This is a genomic window from Enterococcus sp. DIV1298c (assembly GCF_017316315.1).
GTDB classification, from domain to species: Bacteria; Bacillota; Bacilli; order Lactobacillales; family Enterococcaceae; genus Enterococcus_B; species Enterococcus_B mangumiae.
Window position 1 is genome coordinate 38,458 of record NZ_JAFLWG010000038.1, and the last position, 17,504, is coordinate 55,961.

The following is a 17,504-nucleotide window of genomic DNA, read 5'->3' on the forward strand; positions in this document are numbered from 1 at the left end:
AAAGGAAACACTATGCGTTATCCAATAATGATCCACCCAAATAAAAAATTGAATCGAAAAGCTCAGCCAATCGATATGATCACGGATGAAACGATCGTATTGTTAGATAATTTATATGAAACGATGGTCGCAAATGACGGAGTCGGTATCGCCGCACCGCAAGTTGGTAAAAATCAACGGATCGCTATCGTCGAAGTAGATGAAGGGGATAAGTTTGAACTGATCAACCCTGAGATCATTGAAGCAAAAGGAGAAAGTATCGATGTGGAAGGTTGTTTGAGTATTCCGCATGTCTACGGTACAGTGAAGCGCGCAGACGAAGTGACTGTTCGTTACTATGATCGTGACGGAGAGGAAATCGAAGTAACTGCTTTTGGTTATCTTGCACGAGCCTTTCAACATGAGATCGATCACTTAGATGGGATTTTATTTATTGATAAAATGATCGAGCAAATCCCAGAAGAAAAACTCGAAGAATATATGGAGGAACATTTAGATGACTAAAATCGTATTTATGGGAACCCCCGCATTTTCAGTTCCTATACTTGAAGGATTGATCGATCAGGGGTACGAGATCGTTGCAGTAGTGACGCAACCTGATCGACCAGTAGGGCGAAAAAAAATCATTACCCCAACGCCAGTGAAAGCTGCAGCGTTGCAGCATGATCTTCTTGTGTTACAGCCAGAAAAAATCACTGGTTCACCAGAAATGCAAACAATCATTGAGTTGCAGCCGGATGTGTTGGTAACCGCTGCTTTCGGTCAATTCTTACCAGAAAAATTATTGCAAGCTCCAACACATGGGGCTATCAATGTCCATGCCTCTTTATTACCAAAATATCGTGGTGGTGCACCTGTCCACTATTCCATTATCAATGGAGAAAAGGAAACAGGTGTAACGATTATGGAGATGATCAAAAAAATGGATGCGGGAGGGGTTTTCTCCCAAGCAAGTCTACCGATCACAAAACAAGACGATGTTGGTTCCATGTTTGAAAAATTAAGTCTTTTAGGAAAAGAATTATTGCTGGAAACCTTACCTAAAATCATTTCTGGCGAGTTGACTCCTGTTCCTCAAGACGAGGATCAAGCGACGTTTTCACCGAACATCACGCGTGAACAAGAAGCCATCGACTGGGAAAAAACAGCAGAAGAAATCGACTGCCAAGTTCGTGGGATGCGTCCGTGGCCGATTGCTTTTACAAACTATGGCTCTGCACGTTGGAAGTTATGGGCTGTCGAAGTAATGGCTAATGAAACGACCCAAGAAGCACCAGGTACGATCATTCATAAAGACAAAAAACAACTTTGGATCGCATGCGGCAAACAAACCGTTCTTGCAATCAATGAGTTACAGCCAGCAGGCAAAGGCAAACAATTGATCCACGAGTTTTTAAATGGCAGCGGACAAAACGTTGCTGTTGGACAGCGGGTGGAATAATGGCTAAAATACCTAAAAAAATGAAACGCTCCGTTCGCTTTATGGCTTTGATGACGTTAGAACGTGTCAATAAAGGCGGTGCCTATTCAAACTTGCTATTGAACGAGATGATCAATCAAGGAGAGCTGAATCCCAAAGATGTCGGCTTATTCACGGAACTCGTCTATGGAACGATCAGCCGTCAACGTTTGCTTGAATTTTATTTGGCTCCATTGATCGTCAAAGCCAAAAAAGTGGATGACTGGGTCAAAACGCTCTTATATTTGTCGATCTATCAATTGGAATACTTAGACAAAGTACCCGATCATGCCATTTTGAACGAAGCAGTCGAAATCGCTAAAGTCAAAGGGAACCCCGGTACAGGGAAATTTGTCAATGGCGTGCTAAGAAACTATTTGCGCCAAGAACGACCAAGTCTTGAAACAATTACTGATCCTATCGAGCGGTTAGCAGTGGCGATCAGTTTGCCCACGTGGTTGACCCAACGATTTGTTGACCAAATCGGTTATGAAGAAACAGAAAAGCTAGGCTTATCGCTCTATCGACCAAGCCATGTGAGCGCTCGGATCGATACCCGACGCATGTCACGAGAAGAGGCATTGCAAGTCTTACAAGAAGAAGGACTCGATGTCAAAGCAAGTGAAATCAGTCCTCAGGGGATCATTGCAGAAAAGGGACGTCTCGCTTCTAGCACCTTGTTCCATGATGGCGTGATGACGATCCAAGATGAGAGTTCGATGTTAGTTGCGCCAGCTATGCAGATCGAACCAGAATTCCATGTTTTAGATGCGTGTGCTGCCCCTGGTGGGAAAACGACGCATATTGCGACATTTTTAGATCCAACGTGTGGAGGAGAAGTCGTCGCCTTAGACGTGCATGAACACAAAGTGAAATTGATCGAAGAAAATGCGCAACGTTTAGGCGTAGCGAATGCAGTTTACGCACAAAAAATGGATGCACGAGAAATCAAGGAAGAGTTTGCGCCTGCACAGTTTGATCGGATACTCGTGGATGCACCATGTTCTGGATTTGGTTTGCTACGTCGAAAACCAGATATTCGTTACAAAAAGAATGCGAACGAATTAGCCAATCTTCCAGCCATCCAATTGGCTATATTAGAAAGTGCAGCAACAGCACTGAAACCTTCAGGTATATTGACTTATAGTACTTGTACAGTTTTAAAAGAAGAAAATCAAGAAGTCATTGCTGCCTTTTTAGCTAACCATCCAGATTTTGAGACTATTGATGTTTCCACTGATCCTGTGCTACAATCATCAATCAAGGAGAAGATGTTGACGTTATATCCACATCAATTTTACACAGATGGCTTTTTCATTTGTTGTTTGCGCAAAAAATAATGAGGTGAAGAAATGCAGATTGAATATCAATCAGATGTAGGAAGAAGACGTAATACGAACCAAGATTATGTCAGTGTATTTAAAAACCAAGTCGGGATCAAACTGGCAATTTTAGCCGATGGGATGGGTGGTCACCGCGCAGGCGATATTGCGAGTCAAATGGCCGTAACAAATTTAGGGGAAGCTTGGGAAGAGCAAGCGTTACTTGATGATGAGAAAATTGCGCAGTGGTTTATCCAAGCAATCCAAGATGAAAATCGAGCGATCCATCAATTAGGACAAGAGCAGCCTGAATATAGTGGAATGGGAACAACGATCGTGGCAGCTGCCTTATCAGAGGAACGCTTCACGATTGCCAATGTTGGTGATAGTCGGGCTTATTTGCTTCGCGATAATCGTATCATCCGCTTGACCGAAGACCATTCTTTAGTAAATGAATTGGTCAAGTCAGGCGAAATCAGCGAAGAAATGGCAGTCAATCATCCACGAAAGAATATTTTGACTCGATCAGTGGGGATGCCTGGATCATTAGAAGTAGACGTAGCAACTTATCTTTGGCAACTAAAAGATCGTTTGCTTCTATGTTCAGATGGATTGACCAATATGTTGTCAGAAGAAACGATCGGTACGATCATCAATCAAGAAGGATCATTATCAGAAAAAGTAACGCAATTAGTTGATCAAGCAAATGAGGCTGGCGGAGCAGATAATATCAGCGTTCTTCTTATTGAGTATAAGGAGGATGTTGCATGATTGAGCCAGGAAGAAAATTAAATGGCCGTTACCAAATTACCGGAAATATCGGTAGTGGTGGGATGGCAAATGTCTTTTTAGCCCATGATTTGATTTTAGATCGCGATGTAGCAATCAAAGTACTGCGTTTTGACTTCCAAAATGACCAAACGGCGATCCGTCGGTTTCAACGAGAAGCATTAGCAGCAACCGAACTTGTCCATCCGAATATTGTTAGCGTCTATGACGTCGGTGAAGAAGATAACATGCAGTACTTAGTTATGGAATATGTAAAAGGAATGGATCTAAAGCGTTATATCCAAACGCATTATCCAATTCCTTATGAAACAGCAGTCAATATCATGCAACAAATCTTATCTGCGATTTCTTTAGCACATAGCCATCAAATCATTCACCGAGATCTAAAACCACAAAATGTCTTGATCGATAATGAAGGAGTCGTGAAAATCACCGATTTTGGGATTGCGATCGCTTTATCTGAAACCTCGATCACACAGACGAATACGATGCTTGGCTCTGTTCATTACCTTTCGCCTGAACAGGCAAGAGGAAGCATGGCAACAAAACAATCGGATATCTATGCGTTGGGGATCATTTTATATGAGATGTTGACCGGAAGCGTACCTTTTGATGGTGAATCAGCCGTTACGATCGCATTGAAACATTTTCAGGATGACTTGCCTTCAATCAAGGCGCTTGATCCAGGTGCGCCGCAAGCATTAGAAAATGTCGTCTTGAAAGCAACCGCCAAAGAACCTGTTGATCGGTATAAAACGGCAGAAGAAATGGCCGATGATCTAGCAACAGTTCTTTCATTGGAGCGAGCAAACGAAGAAAAATGGCAACCACAGGCGATGGGGAACGAAACGAAAGTGTTGACCCCGATAACGGCAGAAACACCAATGCCAGATTCCTTTAAGTCTATGCCTTTGCCAGAAGAAAAAACAACGGAAGAAGTACCAGACCCAGAAGAAAAAATGCCAGATGTCAAGACGAAACGAAAGAAAAAATGGTGGATCTTGTTACTCGTTTTACTTGCCTTATTAGGGATTGGCTCAGCTGTTTTATTTGCTTCAGGTGGACGAGGGGAAGTCACGATTCCCGATGTGTCTGGGCAATCTGAAGCTTCAGCAAGAGAAACATTGACCCAAGCACGATTGAAGGTAGCAACCAATACCGAAGAAATTGCGGATGATACGATTGAGGAAGGTAATGTGGTCAAAACAGATCCAGCCTCTGGAACAACCGTGAAACAAAATCGTGAAGTCACGCTTTATATCAGTACAGGGAAGAAAAAAGTCCAACTCGATGATTATACGGATATGTCGTATGATGAAGCGCGTAAGCAATTACTCGATCTAGGGTTTTCATCAAGTCGAATCAAAAAAGAAGAAGAATTCAGTGATGAGATCACGAGTGGGAACATCATCTCACAATCAGAAGATGAAGGAACAGAAGTTGATCCGATATCAGATACGATCACGTTTACTGTTAGTAAAGGCACACAGCCAACAATGAGCGATTACACCGGCCAAAATTATGAAACGGTCGTTAGTATTTTGAGAACGAATGGTTACACAAATATCAGTGCAACCAATGATTACAGTGATACGGTTCCTGTAGGTGCGATCATCAGTCAGTCACCAAATTTTGGGGAACCATTGACGGCGACGACATTTATTAGTTTTGTTGTTAGTCAAGGCCCGAATGCAAAGACGTTGAATGATATTTCTGGTTATACGAAAAGTGATGCCCAAAGCTATTTATCTAGCATTGGTGCCGACTACATCGGTCATGAAACGTATGAGTTTTCAGATACAGTTGAAAAAGATAAAGTGATCCGTACAGACCCAGGGGTAGGTGCATCGATCACATCAGGAACGGTCGTTAATGTGATCTATTCAAAAGGACCTGACCCAGCCAAAACTTCTTCTTCAAGTTCTGAAAAAGACTCGTCCAGCAGCTCAAGCAGTTCATCTTCAGAAGAGGAAACGAAAAGCAGTTCGTCAGAATCTACGAGTGATACTGAATAATCTGTGCAAACAATCTGTAACAACAAACATTAAAAATAGACCTGAGATTCCAAAATTTGTTAGACATTTAAGGAAATTCTCAGGTCTATTTTTTGCGATTCCTCCTAACTTCTGCTGTCCTGTGGTAAAATATATTAAAAAATGGAGGTGGACTTCATCAAAGGACAAATCAGAAAAGCAATAAGTGGATTTTATTACGTATATAAAGATGGAGAGACCTATCAGACAAGAGGACGTGGGAATTTCCGCAATCGAAAGATCACTCCACTCGTTGGAGATCAAGTGGTGTTTGAAAGCGAAAATAAGACAGACGGCTACTTGCTAGAAGTTTTACCACGTAAAAATCAGTTAGTACGTCCACCGGTCGCAAATGTCGATCTAGGTGTTGTTGTCACTAGCTTGATCGAACCCACATTCTCCTATAATCTCCTTGATCGTTTTTTGGTCATGTTGGAATATGAATCGATCGAGCCAGTCATTTATTTGACGAAGACGGATCTAACTGTCGAACAAACAAAAATCCAAGAAATCAAAGACACCTATGAAAAAATCGGCTATCCAGTGATCGTGCCTCACGAACAAGGAGATACGGAAGAACTGGTACGCTATTTCCCAGAAAGATTGACTGTTTTTATGGGACAGTCTGGCGCCGGTAAATCGACCTTACTCAATCAAATCTCTCCAGAGCTTGAATTAGAGACAGGCGAGATCTCCGATTCTTTAGGACGCGGACGTCACACGACGAGACATGTCGAGTTATTGCCGCTTTATGACGGGTTAGTTGCCGATACACCAGGGTTCAGCTCAATCGATTTTTTAGTCATCGAGCCTGTTGAGTTAGCCAAACAATTCCCTGAATTTGTCGAAGCTTCGATCGATTGTCGCTTTAGAGAGTGTATGCACGTAAAAGAACCAGATTGTGAAGTCAAACGAAGAGTAGAAACAAAAGAAATTGCCCAAACCCGCTATGACAATTACTTGCAATTTTTGCAAGAAGTTGAAAATCGTAAACCAATGTACAACAAAAAACAAAGCAGAAGGAAATAGGAGGATATTTTTATGAAAATAGCACCATCGATTTTAAGCGCAGATTTTGCAAATCTTCAAACAGACATCGAACGAGTAGAAAAAGGCGGCGCAGACTATATCCATGTGGACGTAATGGATGGACAATTCGTTCCTAACATCACATTTGGAGCGAACGTCGTACAAGCAATCCGTCCGGTCACAAAATTACCGCTAGACGTTCATTTGATGATCATCAATCCTGAAAATTATATTGCCGATTTTGCAAAAGCGGGTTCAGATATCATCACTGTTCATGTGGAATCTACGGTGCATATCCATCGTGCGATCCAGATGATCAAAGACTTGGATGTCAAAGCAGGTGTCGTTGTCAATCCGGGTACACCGATCGAAATGATCAAGCATGTCTTGCCTTTAGTCGACCAAGTGCTAGTGATGACGGTCAATCCTGGCTTTGGCGGACAGAGCTTTATTACAGAAACGGTGGATAAAATCGCTGAATTAGCAGAATTACGCACAGCGAATAATTGGAACTACCAAATCGAAGTAGATGGCGGAATCGTTCCAGAAACAGCAAAAATCTGTCAAGAAGCAGGCGCAGATGTATTTGTTGCAGGCTCTTATGTTTATAGTGCAGAAGACCCAGCTACTCAGATCAATCAATTGAAAAAGGCGTTGAGTTAATGGAAGTATTACTTGTCGCAGGCGGCTCAACAGAAAATTGGCCAGATTTGTCACAGCGAGCATTTGATCGCTACGTGGGGATCGACCGCGGGGCGCTCTATCTGCTTGAAAAAGGCTACCCTCTGGATTTAGCGATCGGTGATTTTGATTCGTTGTCTTCTTCGGAATTTCAACGAGTATCCGAAGAAGCAGTCGAGATACATCAAGCACCGGCAGAAAAAGACGATACAGACACACAGCTAGGTTTGGCAAAGACATTCGAACACTTTCCAAAGGCAAGTGTGACGCTGATCGGGGCAACCGGTGGCAGAGTGGATCATCTATTAGCCAATCTATGGTTGGCATTAGAACCACGCTTCCAACCGTTTGTTCGCCAAATCGAGATACAAGACAAACAAAACGTGATCACTTACTATCTGCCAGGAACTTACGAGATCAAAAAAATCCCTGAAATGAAGTATTTGGCTTATTGTTGTTTGACCCCTGTGAGTCATTTGACCTTAACTGACAGTAAATATGAACTAACGAATGAGGAAGTACCTCGTCCAACATCTTATGCAAGCAATGAATTTGTCACAGATAAAGCATCTTTTTCCTTCTCGAAAGGGATCATTTCAGTCATCCAAAGTAAAGATTAAGTGATTGGTTCATCAGAAACGAACAATTGGTGTAAAGGGAAAAAATGACAGTTTGAATTAATTGCTAAAAAAAGCTTAAAAGAAGGGTCGAGCCTTTTGTTTCCTCGTATTTAATGATAAAATTACAGTTAAGAGTCTAATTTAATTCGAGGTGTCTTTGTGAAGAAGTTCAATCCTAATAAAAATATCATTATTACCTTAGTTATCGTTATTATCGTAGTAACGGTCCTAAGTGTGACAGCTGCCCAGCGAGCGAATGAAGGAAAGCCCAATTTCTTCCAATCTATTGTGAACGACAGTGTCTCTTTTGTCGATCGGACGATTTCTGCTCCGGTCAAATGGGTCCAAAATGGCGTGGATTCAGTACATCATCTTTTCACCACCTATTCAGAAAATGAACGGTTAAAAGAAAAAATCGACAGCTATGATGAGATAGCTCAAAAAAACAAGAACATGCAAAAAGAAATCGATGCACTAAAAAGCGAACTCGATTTAAGCCAAACGTTGACGAGTTATGAAAGAGTCACAGCAAATGTGATCACTCGTTCACCTGACTCATGGCAAGATCTATTAGTCGTCGATAAAGGATCAAATGATGGAATCGAAGTCAATATGGCAGTCATGGCGCAAAAAGGTTTAGTCGGACGTGTCATTGAAGTCAATGCCACTTCTTCTAAAGTAGAATTGCTGACTTCATCAAATGTAAGTTCCAACCATTTTCCTGTCCGCGTATCTTCTGGAAACGGAGAATCTTTCGGTTTACTCAAGAATTATGACGAAAAGTTACAAGCGCTAGTTGTGACACAGCTAACAGGTGACAGTGAAATCAAAGAGGGCGACGTAGTACAAACATCAGGTCTTGGAGGCAACTCGCCAGCAGATCTACAAATCGGTACAGTCATCAAAACAAAACCAGATAGTTATGGGCTAGATCGCGAAGTCTATGTCAAACCTTATGCGGATATGTATGATCTCCCAGTAGTAACGATCATCAAACGTCTTGTGGAGGAATAGTCCATGCTGAAAAAAGAGAAAATGACCATTTATTTGCCGATCCTCCTGTTCCTACTCATGTTGATCGATGGGCACTTTACCCGAATGATGATCAGGTGGTCGAGCGGTGACTACATGGCAAGTGCGCATCTTTTGATATTGGTTTTACTATTTTGCAGTTTGAGTTTTTCCAAACGCTACTTACTGATCACGACATTAGTTTTAGGTATTATCTTTGATTCTTACTATATTGGTGTGATTGGTATTTACGCAGTTGCTTTACCTTTATTAGTATTTATCATGTATGGGATGAAATCGGTCATCCATGTAAATATTTTTACTGAGTTTTTTAGCCTCATCATTTTCATCACAGGCTATGAGTTGTTTACATTGATCGTACAAATGGTATTCAAACTTGCGAGTGTAGATAGTACGTACTTTATCACTAAATATTTAGGCCCAACATTATTATTGAATATGGTATTGTTCGCTCTACTTGTATTCCCATTAAAGAAGCTATTCAAAGAAGGTCGGGACAGAGGTGTTTAGTCTCGAGAAATAAGGCGCCATCCACGGAAATTGTTTTTCAAATTTTTGTGGATGGCGCCTTATTGCCGAAGAAGTTACTTCTGTGCCCGCCATTTAATCTGTTTTAGGTGGTGCGAGAGGCCCAATGTCTCAGCCTTTTTTTATTTAATTTAAAACGGACATTATTTAATTATTGAAAAATGTATTATGAAAATAACCATGTCATCTTACATTTCTGTCATTATAATCAGTTGTTTTGAAATGTTTTTGTAACATAACTATTATCTCATTGACATACAGCTATGGTACAATTTTGTTATCGTTAAGAAAGACTTAAATATTTTTAGATATTTATTAAATTAAGCCAGTCGGAGGAATGAAGAGTGAAAAAGAGTTTAATATCAGCAGTAATGGTAAGTTCAATGGCCTTGACTGCCGTAGCATCACCGATCGCAGCCGCGGCGGAAGATTTTGATTCTCAAATACAACAACAAGATCAAAAAATTGCGGAATTACAAAACCAACAAGCAAGTGCCCAATCTCAAATCGAGGCATTAGAAGGTCAAGTCGCTGACATCAATACAAAAGCTGAAACTTTATTAGCTAATCAAGCAACATTACGTCAAGAGTCTTCTCAATTGACACAAGAAATTGCTGATCTACAAGAACGTATCGAAAAACGTGAAGCAACGATCCAAGAGCAAGCACGTGAAACACAAGTTAAAGGTACAAGCTCTAACTACATCGATGCAGTATTGAATGCTGAGTCATTCTCAGATGCTATCGGACGCGTTCAAGCAATGTCATCAATTGTACGTGCGAACCAAGACTTAGTGAAACAACAAAAAGAAGACAAACAGGCAGTTGAAGATAAAAAAGCTGAAAATGAAGCGAAGCTACAAGAGTTAGCAGAAAACCAAGCGGCTTTAGAATCACAAAAAGGCGACTTACTATCAAAACAAGCTGATTTAAATGTCCTAAAAACTACTTTAGCGGCTGAACAAGCAACAGCAGAAGATAAAAAAGAAGACTTGAACCGCCAAAAAGCAGAAGCTGAAGCAGAGCAAGCACGTATTCGTGAACAAGCTCGTTTAGCAGAGCAAGCGCGTCAACAAGCAGCACAAGAACAAGCTGAAAGAGAAGCACGTGAACAAGCAGCAGTTGCCGCTGCAGCAGCACAAGAGCAAGAACAAGCTTCTTCTTCATCAGTACAAGAATCAACAGAAGTTTCTGAATCAGCTACTTCAGAATCATCATCAAGTGCTGAATCTTCAACAGAACAATCTTCAGTTCCTGAATCATCTACATCAACAGAAGATTCAACAACTGAAAGCAGTGTACCAGAATCTTCAACAGAAGAATCTACTACTACACCATCTGTTCCAGAAACAACAACACCATCAACGCCGGAGCCATCAACACCAGCTCCATCAACGCCAGCTCCATCAACGCCGGAGCCATCAACACCAGCTCCATCAACGCCGGAGCCATCAACACCGGCACCATCAATTCCAGCGCCAACGGCTCCATCTACTAATGGAGCAGCGATTGTAGCTGAAGCGATGAAATACATTGGGACTCCTTATGTATGGGGTGGAAAAGATCCAAGTGGATTTGACTGTTCTGGATTTACACGCTATGTGTACCTACAAGTAACTGGTCGTGACATCGGTGGTTGGACTGTACCTCAAGAATCAGCAGGAGCTAGAATCTCAGTTTCTCAAGCAAAAGCTGGAGACTTATTATTCTGGGGAGCAGCTGGTGGCACTTACCACGTAGCAATTTCTTTAGGTGGCGGACAATACATCCACGCACCACAACCGGGCGAAAGTGTTAAAATTGGCTCAGTTCAATGGTATGCACCTGACTTTGCTGTAAGTATGTAATTTATGAAGAACTAACTCTAAAGTGAGTTAGTTCTTTTTTTACGAAACTAAAAAGGATCGAACAAACAGTTTTTGGTAACTGTCTGTTCGATCCTTTAAAATTTTCTTGCTTAGAAAGCATGATCAAATAAATTCTTCCGTCAATTCCATGAAGTTTTGGATATCTTCTAAGACCATGTTGATACCTGCTTGCCAAAAATCTGGTTTCGTTAAGTCTACACCTAAGTGTTTTTGAGCCAATTCTTCCGTTGTCATCGAAGCAGTATCGCGTAGTAAGTCGATATACTCTTGTTCAAAACTTGAACCTTGCTCGTTAGCATAGGCGTAAATACCTAAACTGAACAGGTAACCAAAGGTATAAGGGAAATTATAAAACGGTACATCATCAATAAAGAAATGTAGTTTTGCTGCCCAGAAATAAGGATGATAAGTAGATAATGCATTTGCATATCCTTCTTTTTGCGCTTCGATCATCATATCAGTGATCTCTTGTTCTGCGACTAGTCCTTTTTGTCGAGCAGTATAGAATTGATTTTCAAAGATAAAACGAGAATGGATATTCATGAACATAGCCAGAGCATTTTGTAGTTTAGTATCCAACAAATTGATTTTTTCTTCTTTTGTTGATGCCGCTTTAAGTGTTGCATCAGCTACGATCAATTCTGCAAATGTACTTGCTGTTTCAGCAACATTCATCGCGTATTCACGATTCAACGCTGGAAGATCCCACATCGTACTACTATGGAAAGCGTGACCTAACTCATGGGCTAAAGTAGCGACTTCGTTGACTGAATTACTATAAGTCATGAAGATTCTAGATTCTTGTGTTTCAGGCAATTCGGTGCAGTAACCACCAGGTCGTTTGCCAGGACGATCCTCTGCTTCAATCCAACTTTTGTTAAAAGCGTCTTGAGCAAATTCAGCCATTTTAGGACTGAATTTATTGAAATTCTCAATGATAAATGCTGCCGCTTCATCAAAGGTAAAGGTTTTTTCTTTCATATCACCTAGAATGATCGGTGCATCTTGGTCTTGCCATTCCATTTTTTCTTTACCGAAAAGATTGGCTTTTCTTGTTAAGTAATCGACAAGGGGTTGTTTATTTTTTTGGATCGTCTTCCACATTATATCTAATGTTTCTTTTTTCAAGCGATTATATTCTAAAGGCTTTTGTAAGAAATCTGTTGTACCGTGTAGTTTATAGGTGGATAGACGGAACCCATCTAAATGATTCAAAGTGTCTGTAAATAAAGGTGCTTTTTCTTGCCAAGCAGTTTCCCAAGCTATAAATAATTGTTTGCGGACTTCTGGATCAGGATCACCCATCATTTTATTGAATGCTTGACCAGCAGATAATTCAATGATTTCTCCCTCTTGTTCAAATGGTACAGTCACGCTAGCGACAATCGTATCATAATGACTACTCCAGGCATTCAAACCATCCAAAGATAATGTATTGATAATGTGCTCCTCGTTTTCAGATAACAAGCGTGCGCCATCGCGACGAATTTCGTTCATGCGAAAAGCAATCGGAGCTAATTGATCTTGAGCAATCAAGTGTGTCCATTCATTGTCAGATATTTCTGCAAATTTTTTCGATAAGATCGTATCTGCTGCTTGCCAACGTGGTAATGAAGCATAGAGTTTACCAGACAAAATCTTTGCATCGGAATCTTTTACATTAGCAGATAATAAAGCAGTAATATAACTATTACATTGGCTGAAGCCATTGGTTACTTTTTCTTGAAGTGCCAAAATCGTCACAAGAGAATCGATATCTTCGGATGAAAATGACCATTGATTGATTTGTTCGTAATATGTTTCTATTTGTCGTTCTAATTGAGCCAAACGTTCATTTAATTCAGTTGAAGCACTTCCTCCAGGAAAGATAGAATCTAAATCCCAGTTAAGCGAATAATTCATCAAAAAACCCCTCTCATATTTATGGTACTATCTCTAGTATAGCATTTAAAGAAGGAATAAGTCTTGGAGAAATTATTGTTGTTTTATGAAAAAAAAGCTATCATAGAAAGAAGAGGTGACTTATGGAGTTTTTAAAAAAACAAAGAAAAAATGGAAATTTTTATTTAGTGTTTGCATTAATGATCATGGCTATTTTATTTTATAGCTCCTCGCAAACCTATGGACAACAATCGCAACTTTCAAGAATTGATGCGTGGTTCCCAAACCAACCCTTTAAAGAAGCATTATCAGGTATCCAGTTTACTTATGGAGAAAGTGTTATCAGTATCGACCATTCTGGATACAGCAAATTCATTGAATTCTTTTTAAGAAAAGGCGCCCATTTTGGTACCTATTTTCTATTAGGAGGTAGTCTGTATCTAGGTGTATTCCCGAAAATGAAAATCTGGTGGTTAACGGGGGTTCTTGCTTGGTTATCTGCGACAGGATACGCCGGTCTAGATGAGTTCCATCAAATGTTGACAGGCGATCGTTCACCAATGTTCCAAGATGTCATGCTTGATTCGATGGGGGCATTGACTGCAGTTGTTATATGTATTTTATTTACTTTTATAAAGAAGAGAAAGTAAAAAAGAGAGCACAGTTGCGTGTCTGCAACTGTGCTCTAGTAGTTACGATTAAAAAATCAAAACAGGCGTACCTTTTTCAACCATTCCAAATAATTCTTTCATGACACCTGGTGGCGTATTGACACAACCATGAGAACCGCGAGTTCGCCATAAGTCGCCGCCATATTCTGGTTGCCAATCCGAATCGTGGATACCGATACCTGTCCAATCGACTGGCATCCAATAGTTCACTGGACTTTCATATGGTGTACCATCATCGTTCGTTCCTCTTAATACTGCATTTTCTTCTTTATTCCAGACATAAAAGACACCAGGAGGAGTAGGGGTAGAAGGTTTTCCTGAAACGATATCTGTTTCAAGTGCTACTTTCCCATCTTTGTAGAACCACATATGTTGATTCTCTAAATCGACTTCGATATACGTATCCTCAATCAATGGGTGGTCGGCAGTTGTACTACCTTGAACAATTGGTGAACGTGTGAAATCTTGTCCTGCTAAAATCGCTTCTGTTAATGCTGTTACTTCGCTATCTGTTTGGATCGTCCAACTGAACGTGCCAGCAGGAACAGTTACTTCGCCACGTTTGGTACTTTTGAATTTAGTATCATTCGTACTTGTATTGTATTTTTCGCCAAGTTCACTAACATATTGACGAACTTTTTCTGAATCAAGCGCAGGTTTTCCATCTTCATAGGTGAGCCATTCAACGATGAGTGAAGAAGGGATCGTAACTGTTTCACCATTGATACTGTAAGTTCCTTTTACTTTAGCGATATTATTCATTGTCGTTAACTGCTCAGTCAACTTTTTATCTGTAGATGTGACCGTTGGTTCTTTTTGGAACTCAGTCAGATCAATTGTATCTTTTCCATCATTGACAACAGTTGTCAATTCCTTCGTAACGGCTTCGACATCGACCGTGTTCCCTTTCACTTCAGGCTTGATTTTAAATGAGTCACCAGACTTTTCAATCGTTGCATCGGCAGTAGGCGTACGGTCTTTATTCAATTCAGTCAATTCCGTAGACAATGTCTCGATCGTTTGATCCAGTTGTTCCCGTTCCGCACTTAGTGGATCGATTTCTTGTTTTTCGGCCGCAGCTACATAGTTCATTCCCCAAGTCCAAGCATTTTGGTTTTTCAAGATGGAAGCTAGATCAGTTGAAAAATCCTTTTTATAACCAAGATCGGACTTTGCAATCTCTTTCCAAACCGTTCCGTTTTCTTTGATTGAAATCGTCTTATTGGAATAAGCTTCTTTTAGCTTGTCATTTGCTTGGTCGATAGTCAGGTTACTTACATTGATCGAATTGACTTCCGTTTTAGGAAGAAAACGATTCGTGTAATATGTACTACGATAGGTGTAAAAGCCGATTAATACTAGAATCACACCGAGAACAGAAAGCAAACCAATACGCATTGATTTTTTTCGATGAGAAGATCTTGTCATATCTGCAACTCCTTAATAATAATAGTTATAGGGTGTAACGACTCTATCATAGCATAATTTACAGTAAAAGACGAAATGATGTCCCTCTTTATACAAAAATTAACATACTGCACGGAAAAATAACATTAGTTAGACGTGATTTTGCTATGGAAAATCGTATAAAAAAAACAGGAGATCCTAGAAAATGGAAGGTCAATTTTCAGGATCTCCTGCGAAGGTCAGTTGTTAAAACGTCGTTTATTCGGTTTTACGAGTCAACGGACGTTCAAATTGTTTTGGATTATTCTGCGTCTAATGCAGCAAAAGCTTCATCTAAGATGTCTTTTAATTGTTTTGCTGACGCAGCCATACGATCTTGTTCACTATCGCTTAATGGAATTTCGATAACTTTTTGGATACCTTGACGGTTGATAACTGCTGGTGCGCCGATATAGATATCGTTTAGACCGTATTCGCCATTCATGTAAACAGATAATGGAAGAACGGCATTTTCATCATCTAAGATTGCGCGAGTGATACGTGCTAATGCAACAGCGATACCGTAGAATGTTGCGCCTTTTTTCTCGATGATCGTATACGCAGCATCACGTACACCAAAGAATAAGTTAACCATTGCTTCTTCATCAACGTCTGGATTATTTTTAACCCATTCATAGATTTGTAGACCAGCAACGTTGGCATGTGACCATACTGGGAATTCAGAATCACCATGTTCACCTAAAATATACGCATGGACGTTACGTGCATCCACATCAACTAATTCAGCAAGTGCTTGACGGAAACGAGCAGAGTCAAGTGAAGTTCCTGAACCGATTACGCGCTCTTTAGGGAAACCTGAGAATTTCCAAGTAGAGTAAGTTAAAATATCAACTGGGTTAGCAGCGACTAAGAAGATACCGTTAAAACCTGAGTCAACGATCTGTGTAACAACTTCGCGGTTGATTTTTAAGTTTTTATTTACTAGATCTAAACGTGTTTCACCTGGTTTTTGTGGTGCACCAGCTGTAATAACGACTAAATCTGCATCATGTGCATCTGCATAAGATGCAGAATAGATTTTTTTAGGTGAAGTAAATGCTAAAGCATGTGATAAGTCAATGGCATCTCCTTCAGTTTTTGCAGTATTTATATCAATGATCCCTACTTCTTGAGCGATGTTTTGTGTCACTAAAGCGAAAGCATAGCTAGAACCTACAGCACCGTCTCCGACAAGAATAACTTTTTGATGATCTTTTTTTTCTGTATTTGCAACCATTTGTATCAATCCTTCCATTGATTTGTTTTTCCCATGCCTATGCTAACATGTATAAAGCTCTCTGTCACGCTATTTGGTTATAAAATATAACAGATAACAAGGTTGTATCATATGTAAAAGCTTACATGTGCGTTATTTCACTATTCAGCAAAACCAATGATTTCATTAGTTTTGGATTATAAATTTAATCGTTTTTTCATTTATTAAGTTTCTCTTTTTAGCTGTAACAAAGGATTGTGTGTTATACTAATAAGAGCTAGAATAATAAAAAAAATCGAGTCAAAGACTGGACCGCCTACGAGCAGTCCAGCCTTTTGTGCTGTTTATAAGATTGGATGAGCGTAAAAATGAAAATGATCGTAGGGCTTGGAAACCCGGGCACAAAATATGAACAAACCAAACATAATGTGGGATTTATGGTGGTGGATCGTTTGGCTGGAAAACACCAAGCGACCTTTAAGAAAAACACATTTGAAGCAGAAGTAGCTGAATTTTTCCATGACGGAGAAAAAATCTTATTAGTTAAACCGCAAACGTTTATGAATGAATCAGGCCGATCAGTCGGTCCGTTGATGACTTACTTTGGGATCTACCCAGAAGAACTGGTGGTCGTCTATGATGATTTAGATTTAGCAATCGGTAAAATTCGCTTGCGACAAAAAGGAAGTGCAGGAGGCCACAATGGGATCAAGAGTATCATTTCTCATTTGAATAGTACCGTCTTTGACCGAATAAAAGTCGGCATTGGCAGACCTGAAGGCAAAAAGACAGTGATCCAACATGTTCTTAGTCCTTTCAGTAAAGAAACGCAGCCGCTGATCGAGCAAAGTATTGATCAATCGGTTGCTGCTGTTGAATTTCTATTGGACGGCCATTCCTTTATTGATACGATGAACAAATTTAATTAA

The 17,504-nt window shown here is 40.2% G+C and carries 16 protein-coding genes; 13 read left to right on the forward strand and 3 right to left on the reverse strand.

The window, feature by feature from the left end:
• Positions 1-12 precede the first annotated feature (12 nt).
• The 11 genes from def to JZO83_RS09250 all read left to right on the forward strand — a co-directional run bounded on the left by def (position 13) and on the right by JZO83_RS09250 (position 11,340).
• On the forward strand, positions 13-504 hold the full coding sequence (def, locus tag JZO83_RS09200; protein ID WP_019722350.1) for a peptide deformylase: 492 nt from the start codon (positions 13-15) through the stop codon (positions 502-504).
• Positions 497-1,441, forward strand: a complete 945-nt coding sequence (fmt, locus tag JZO83_RS09205; RefSeq protein ID WP_206853211.1) for a methionyl-tRNA formyltransferase — start codon at positions 497-499, stop codon at positions 1,439-1,441. The genes def and fmt overlap by 8 nt, the downstream gene beginning before the upstream one ends.
• A complete protein-coding gene (gene rsmB, locus JZO83_RS09210; RefSeq protein WP_206853212.1) occupies positions 1,441-2,799 on the forward strand; it encodes a 16S rRNA (cytosine(967)-C(5))-methyltransferase RsmB in 1,359 nt (452 codons plus the stop codon). The genes fmt and rsmB overlap by 1 nt, the downstream gene beginning before the upstream one ends.
• A gap of 12 nt (positions 2,800-2,811) precedes the next feature.
• Positions 2,812-3,552, forward strand: a complete 741-nt coding sequence (locus JZO83_RS09215; protein WP_206853215.1) for a Stp1/IreP family PP2C-type Ser/Thr phosphatase — start codon at positions 2,812-2,814, stop codon at positions 3,550-3,552.
• On the forward strand, positions 3,549-5,585 hold the full coding sequence (gene pknB, locus JZO83_RS09220) for a Stk1 family PASTA domain-containing Ser/Thr kinase (RefSeq protein WP_207115567.1): 2,037 nt from the start codon (positions 3,549-3,551) through the stop codon (positions 5,583-5,585). The genes JZO83_RS09215 and pknB overlap by 4 nt, the downstream gene beginning before the upstream one ends.
• Positions 5,586-5,732: 147 nt before the next feature.
• Positions 5,733-6,632 carry a ribosome small subunit-dependent GTPase A gene (gene rsgA / locus JZO83_RS09225; RefSeq protein WP_207115568.1) on the forward strand — a complete coding sequence of 300 codons (900 nt, stop codon included), beginning with the start codon at positions 5,733-5,735 and terminating at the stop codon, positions 6,630-6,632.
• A 12-nt stretch (positions 6,633-6,644) separates the two neighbouring features.
• Complete coding sequence (gene rpe, locus JZO83_RS09230) at positions 6,645-7,295, forward strand: ribulose-phosphate 3-epimerase (RefSeq protein WP_207115569.1); 651 nt, start codon at positions 6,645-6,647, stop codon at positions 7,293-7,295.
• Positions 7,295-7,933: a thiamine diphosphokinase gene (locus JZO83_RS09235; protein WP_207115570.1), complete on the forward strand. Its 639-nt coding sequence runs from the start codon at positions 7,295-7,297 to the stop codon at positions 7,931-7,933. The genes rpe and JZO83_RS09235 overlap by 1 nt, the downstream gene beginning before the upstream one ends.
• 159 nt (positions 7,934-8,092) lie before the next feature.
• The gene (mreC, locus tag JZO83_RS09240) at positions 8,093-8,947 is read left to right on the forward strand and encodes a rod shape-determining protein MreC (protein ID WP_010734107.1); all 855 of its coding nucleotides are present in this window, start codon (positions 8,093-8,095) and stop codon (positions 8,945-8,947) included.
• 3 nt (positions 8,948-8,950) lie between these two features.
• Entirely contained in the window at positions 8,951-9,475 is a 525-nt protein-coding gene (gene mreD, locus JZO83_RS09245) for a rod shape-determining protein MreD (RefSeq protein ID WP_010734108.1), read from the forward strand.
• A gap of 362 nt (positions 9,476-9,837) precedes the next feature.
• On the forward strand, positions 9,838-11,340 hold the full coding sequence (locus tag JZO83_RS09250) for an NlpC/P60 family protein (protein WP_062806043.1): 1,503 nt from the start codon (positions 9,838-9,840) through the stop codon (positions 11,338-11,340).
• A 123-nt stretch (positions 11,341-11,463) separates the two neighbouring features.
• Here JZO83_RS09250 and JZO83_RS09255 read toward each other — a convergent pair whose 3' ends face one another.
• Positions 11,464-13,263 carry a M3 family oligoendopeptidase gene (locus JZO83_RS09255; RefSeq protein ID WP_207115571.1) on the reverse strand — a complete coding sequence of 600 codons (1,800 nt, stop codon included), beginning with the start codon at positions 13,261-13,263 and terminating at the stop codon, positions 11,464-11,466.
• Between the two features lie 122 nt (positions 13,264-13,385).
• On the opposite strand from JZO83_RS09255, the gene JZO83_RS09260 reads away from it, so the two are divergent.
• Positions 13,386-13,892, forward strand: a complete 507-nt coding sequence (locus JZO83_RS09260; protein WP_066026615.1) for a VanZ family protein — start codon at positions 13,386-13,388, stop codon at positions 13,890-13,892.
• A gap of 48 nt (positions 13,893-13,940) precedes the next feature.
• On the opposite strand, the gene JZO83_RS09265 is transcribed toward JZO83_RS09260, so the two are convergent.
• Both JZO83_RS09265 and JZO83_RS09270 read right to left on the reverse strand, forming a co-directional pair.
• Positions 13,941-15,341, reverse strand: coding sequence for a L,D-transpeptidase family protein (locus tag JZO83_RS09265; protein ID WP_062806046.1), 1,401 nt, complete (start codon positions 15,339-15,341; stop codon positions 13,941-13,943).
• Positions 15,342-15,621: 280 nt separating this feature from the next.
• Positions 15,622-16,596 (reverse strand): L-lactate dehydrogenase, encoded by a 975-nt coding sequence (locus JZO83_RS09270; protein ID WP_206853280.1) that lies wholly within the window; start codon positions 16,594-16,596, stop codon positions 15,622-15,624.
• A 347-nt stretch (positions 16,597-16,943) separates the two neighbouring features.
• Between JZO83_RS09270 and pth the strand changes: the two genes are divergently transcribed.
• Positions 16,944-17,504 (forward strand): aminoacyl-tRNA hydrolase, encoded by a 561-nt coding sequence (gene pth / locus JZO83_RS09275; RefSeq protein WP_207115572.1) that lies wholly within the window; start codon positions 16,944-16,946, stop codon positions 17,502-17,504.

Excerpts from the sequence above, each read along its gene's own strand:
- def (WP_019722350.1), top strand. The coding sequence starts at position 13 with ATGCGTTATCCAATAATGATCCACCCAAATAAAAAATTGAATCGAAAA.
- fmt (WP_206853211.1), top strand. The coding sequence starts at position 497 with ATGACTAAAATCGTATTTATGGGAACCCCCGCATTTTCAGTTCCTATA.
- rsmB (WP_206853212.1), top strand. The coding sequence starts at position 1,441 with ATGGCTAAAATACCTAAAAAAATGAAACGCTCCGTTCGCTTTATGGCT.
- JZO83_RS09215 (WP_206853215.1), top strand. The coding sequence starts at position 2,812 with ATGCAGATTGAATATCAATCAGATGTAGGAAGAAGACGTAATACGAAC.
- pknB (WP_207115567.1), top strand. The coding sequence starts at position 3,549 with ATGATTGAGCCAGGAAGAAAATTAAATGGCCGTTACCAAATTACCGGA.
- rpe (WP_207115569.1), top strand. The coding sequence starts at position 6,645 with ATGAAAATAGCACCATCGATTTTAAGCGCAGATTTTGCAAATCTTCAA.
- JZO83_RS09235 (WP_207115570.1), top strand. The coding sequence starts at position 7,295 with ATGGAAGTATTACTTGTCGCAGGCGGCTCAACAGAAAATTGGCCAGAT.
- mreD (WP_010734108.1), top strand. The coding sequence starts at position 8,951 with ATGCTGAAAAAAGAGAAAATGACCATTTATTTGCCGATCCTCCTGTTC.
- JZO83_RS09255 (WP_207115571.1), bottom strand. The coding sequence starts at position 13,263 with ATGAATTATTCGCTTAACTGGGATTTAGATTCTATCTTTCCTGGAGGA.
- JZO83_RS09260 (WP_066026615.1), top strand. The coding sequence starts at position 13,386 with ATGGAGTTTTTAAAAAAACAAAGAAAAAATGGAAATTTTTATTTAGTG.
- JZO83_RS09265 (WP_062806046.1), bottom strand. The coding sequence starts at position 15,341 with ATGACAAGATCTTCTCATCGAAAAAAATCAATGCGTATTGGTTTGCTT.
- JZO83_RS09270 (WP_206853280.1), bottom strand. The coding sequence starts at position 16,596 with ATGGTTGCAAATACAGAAAAAAAAGATCATCAAAAAGTTATTCTTGTC.
- pth (WP_207115572.1), top strand. The coding sequence starts at position 16,944 with ATGAAAATGATCGTAGGGCTTGGAAACCCGGGCACAAAATATGAACAA.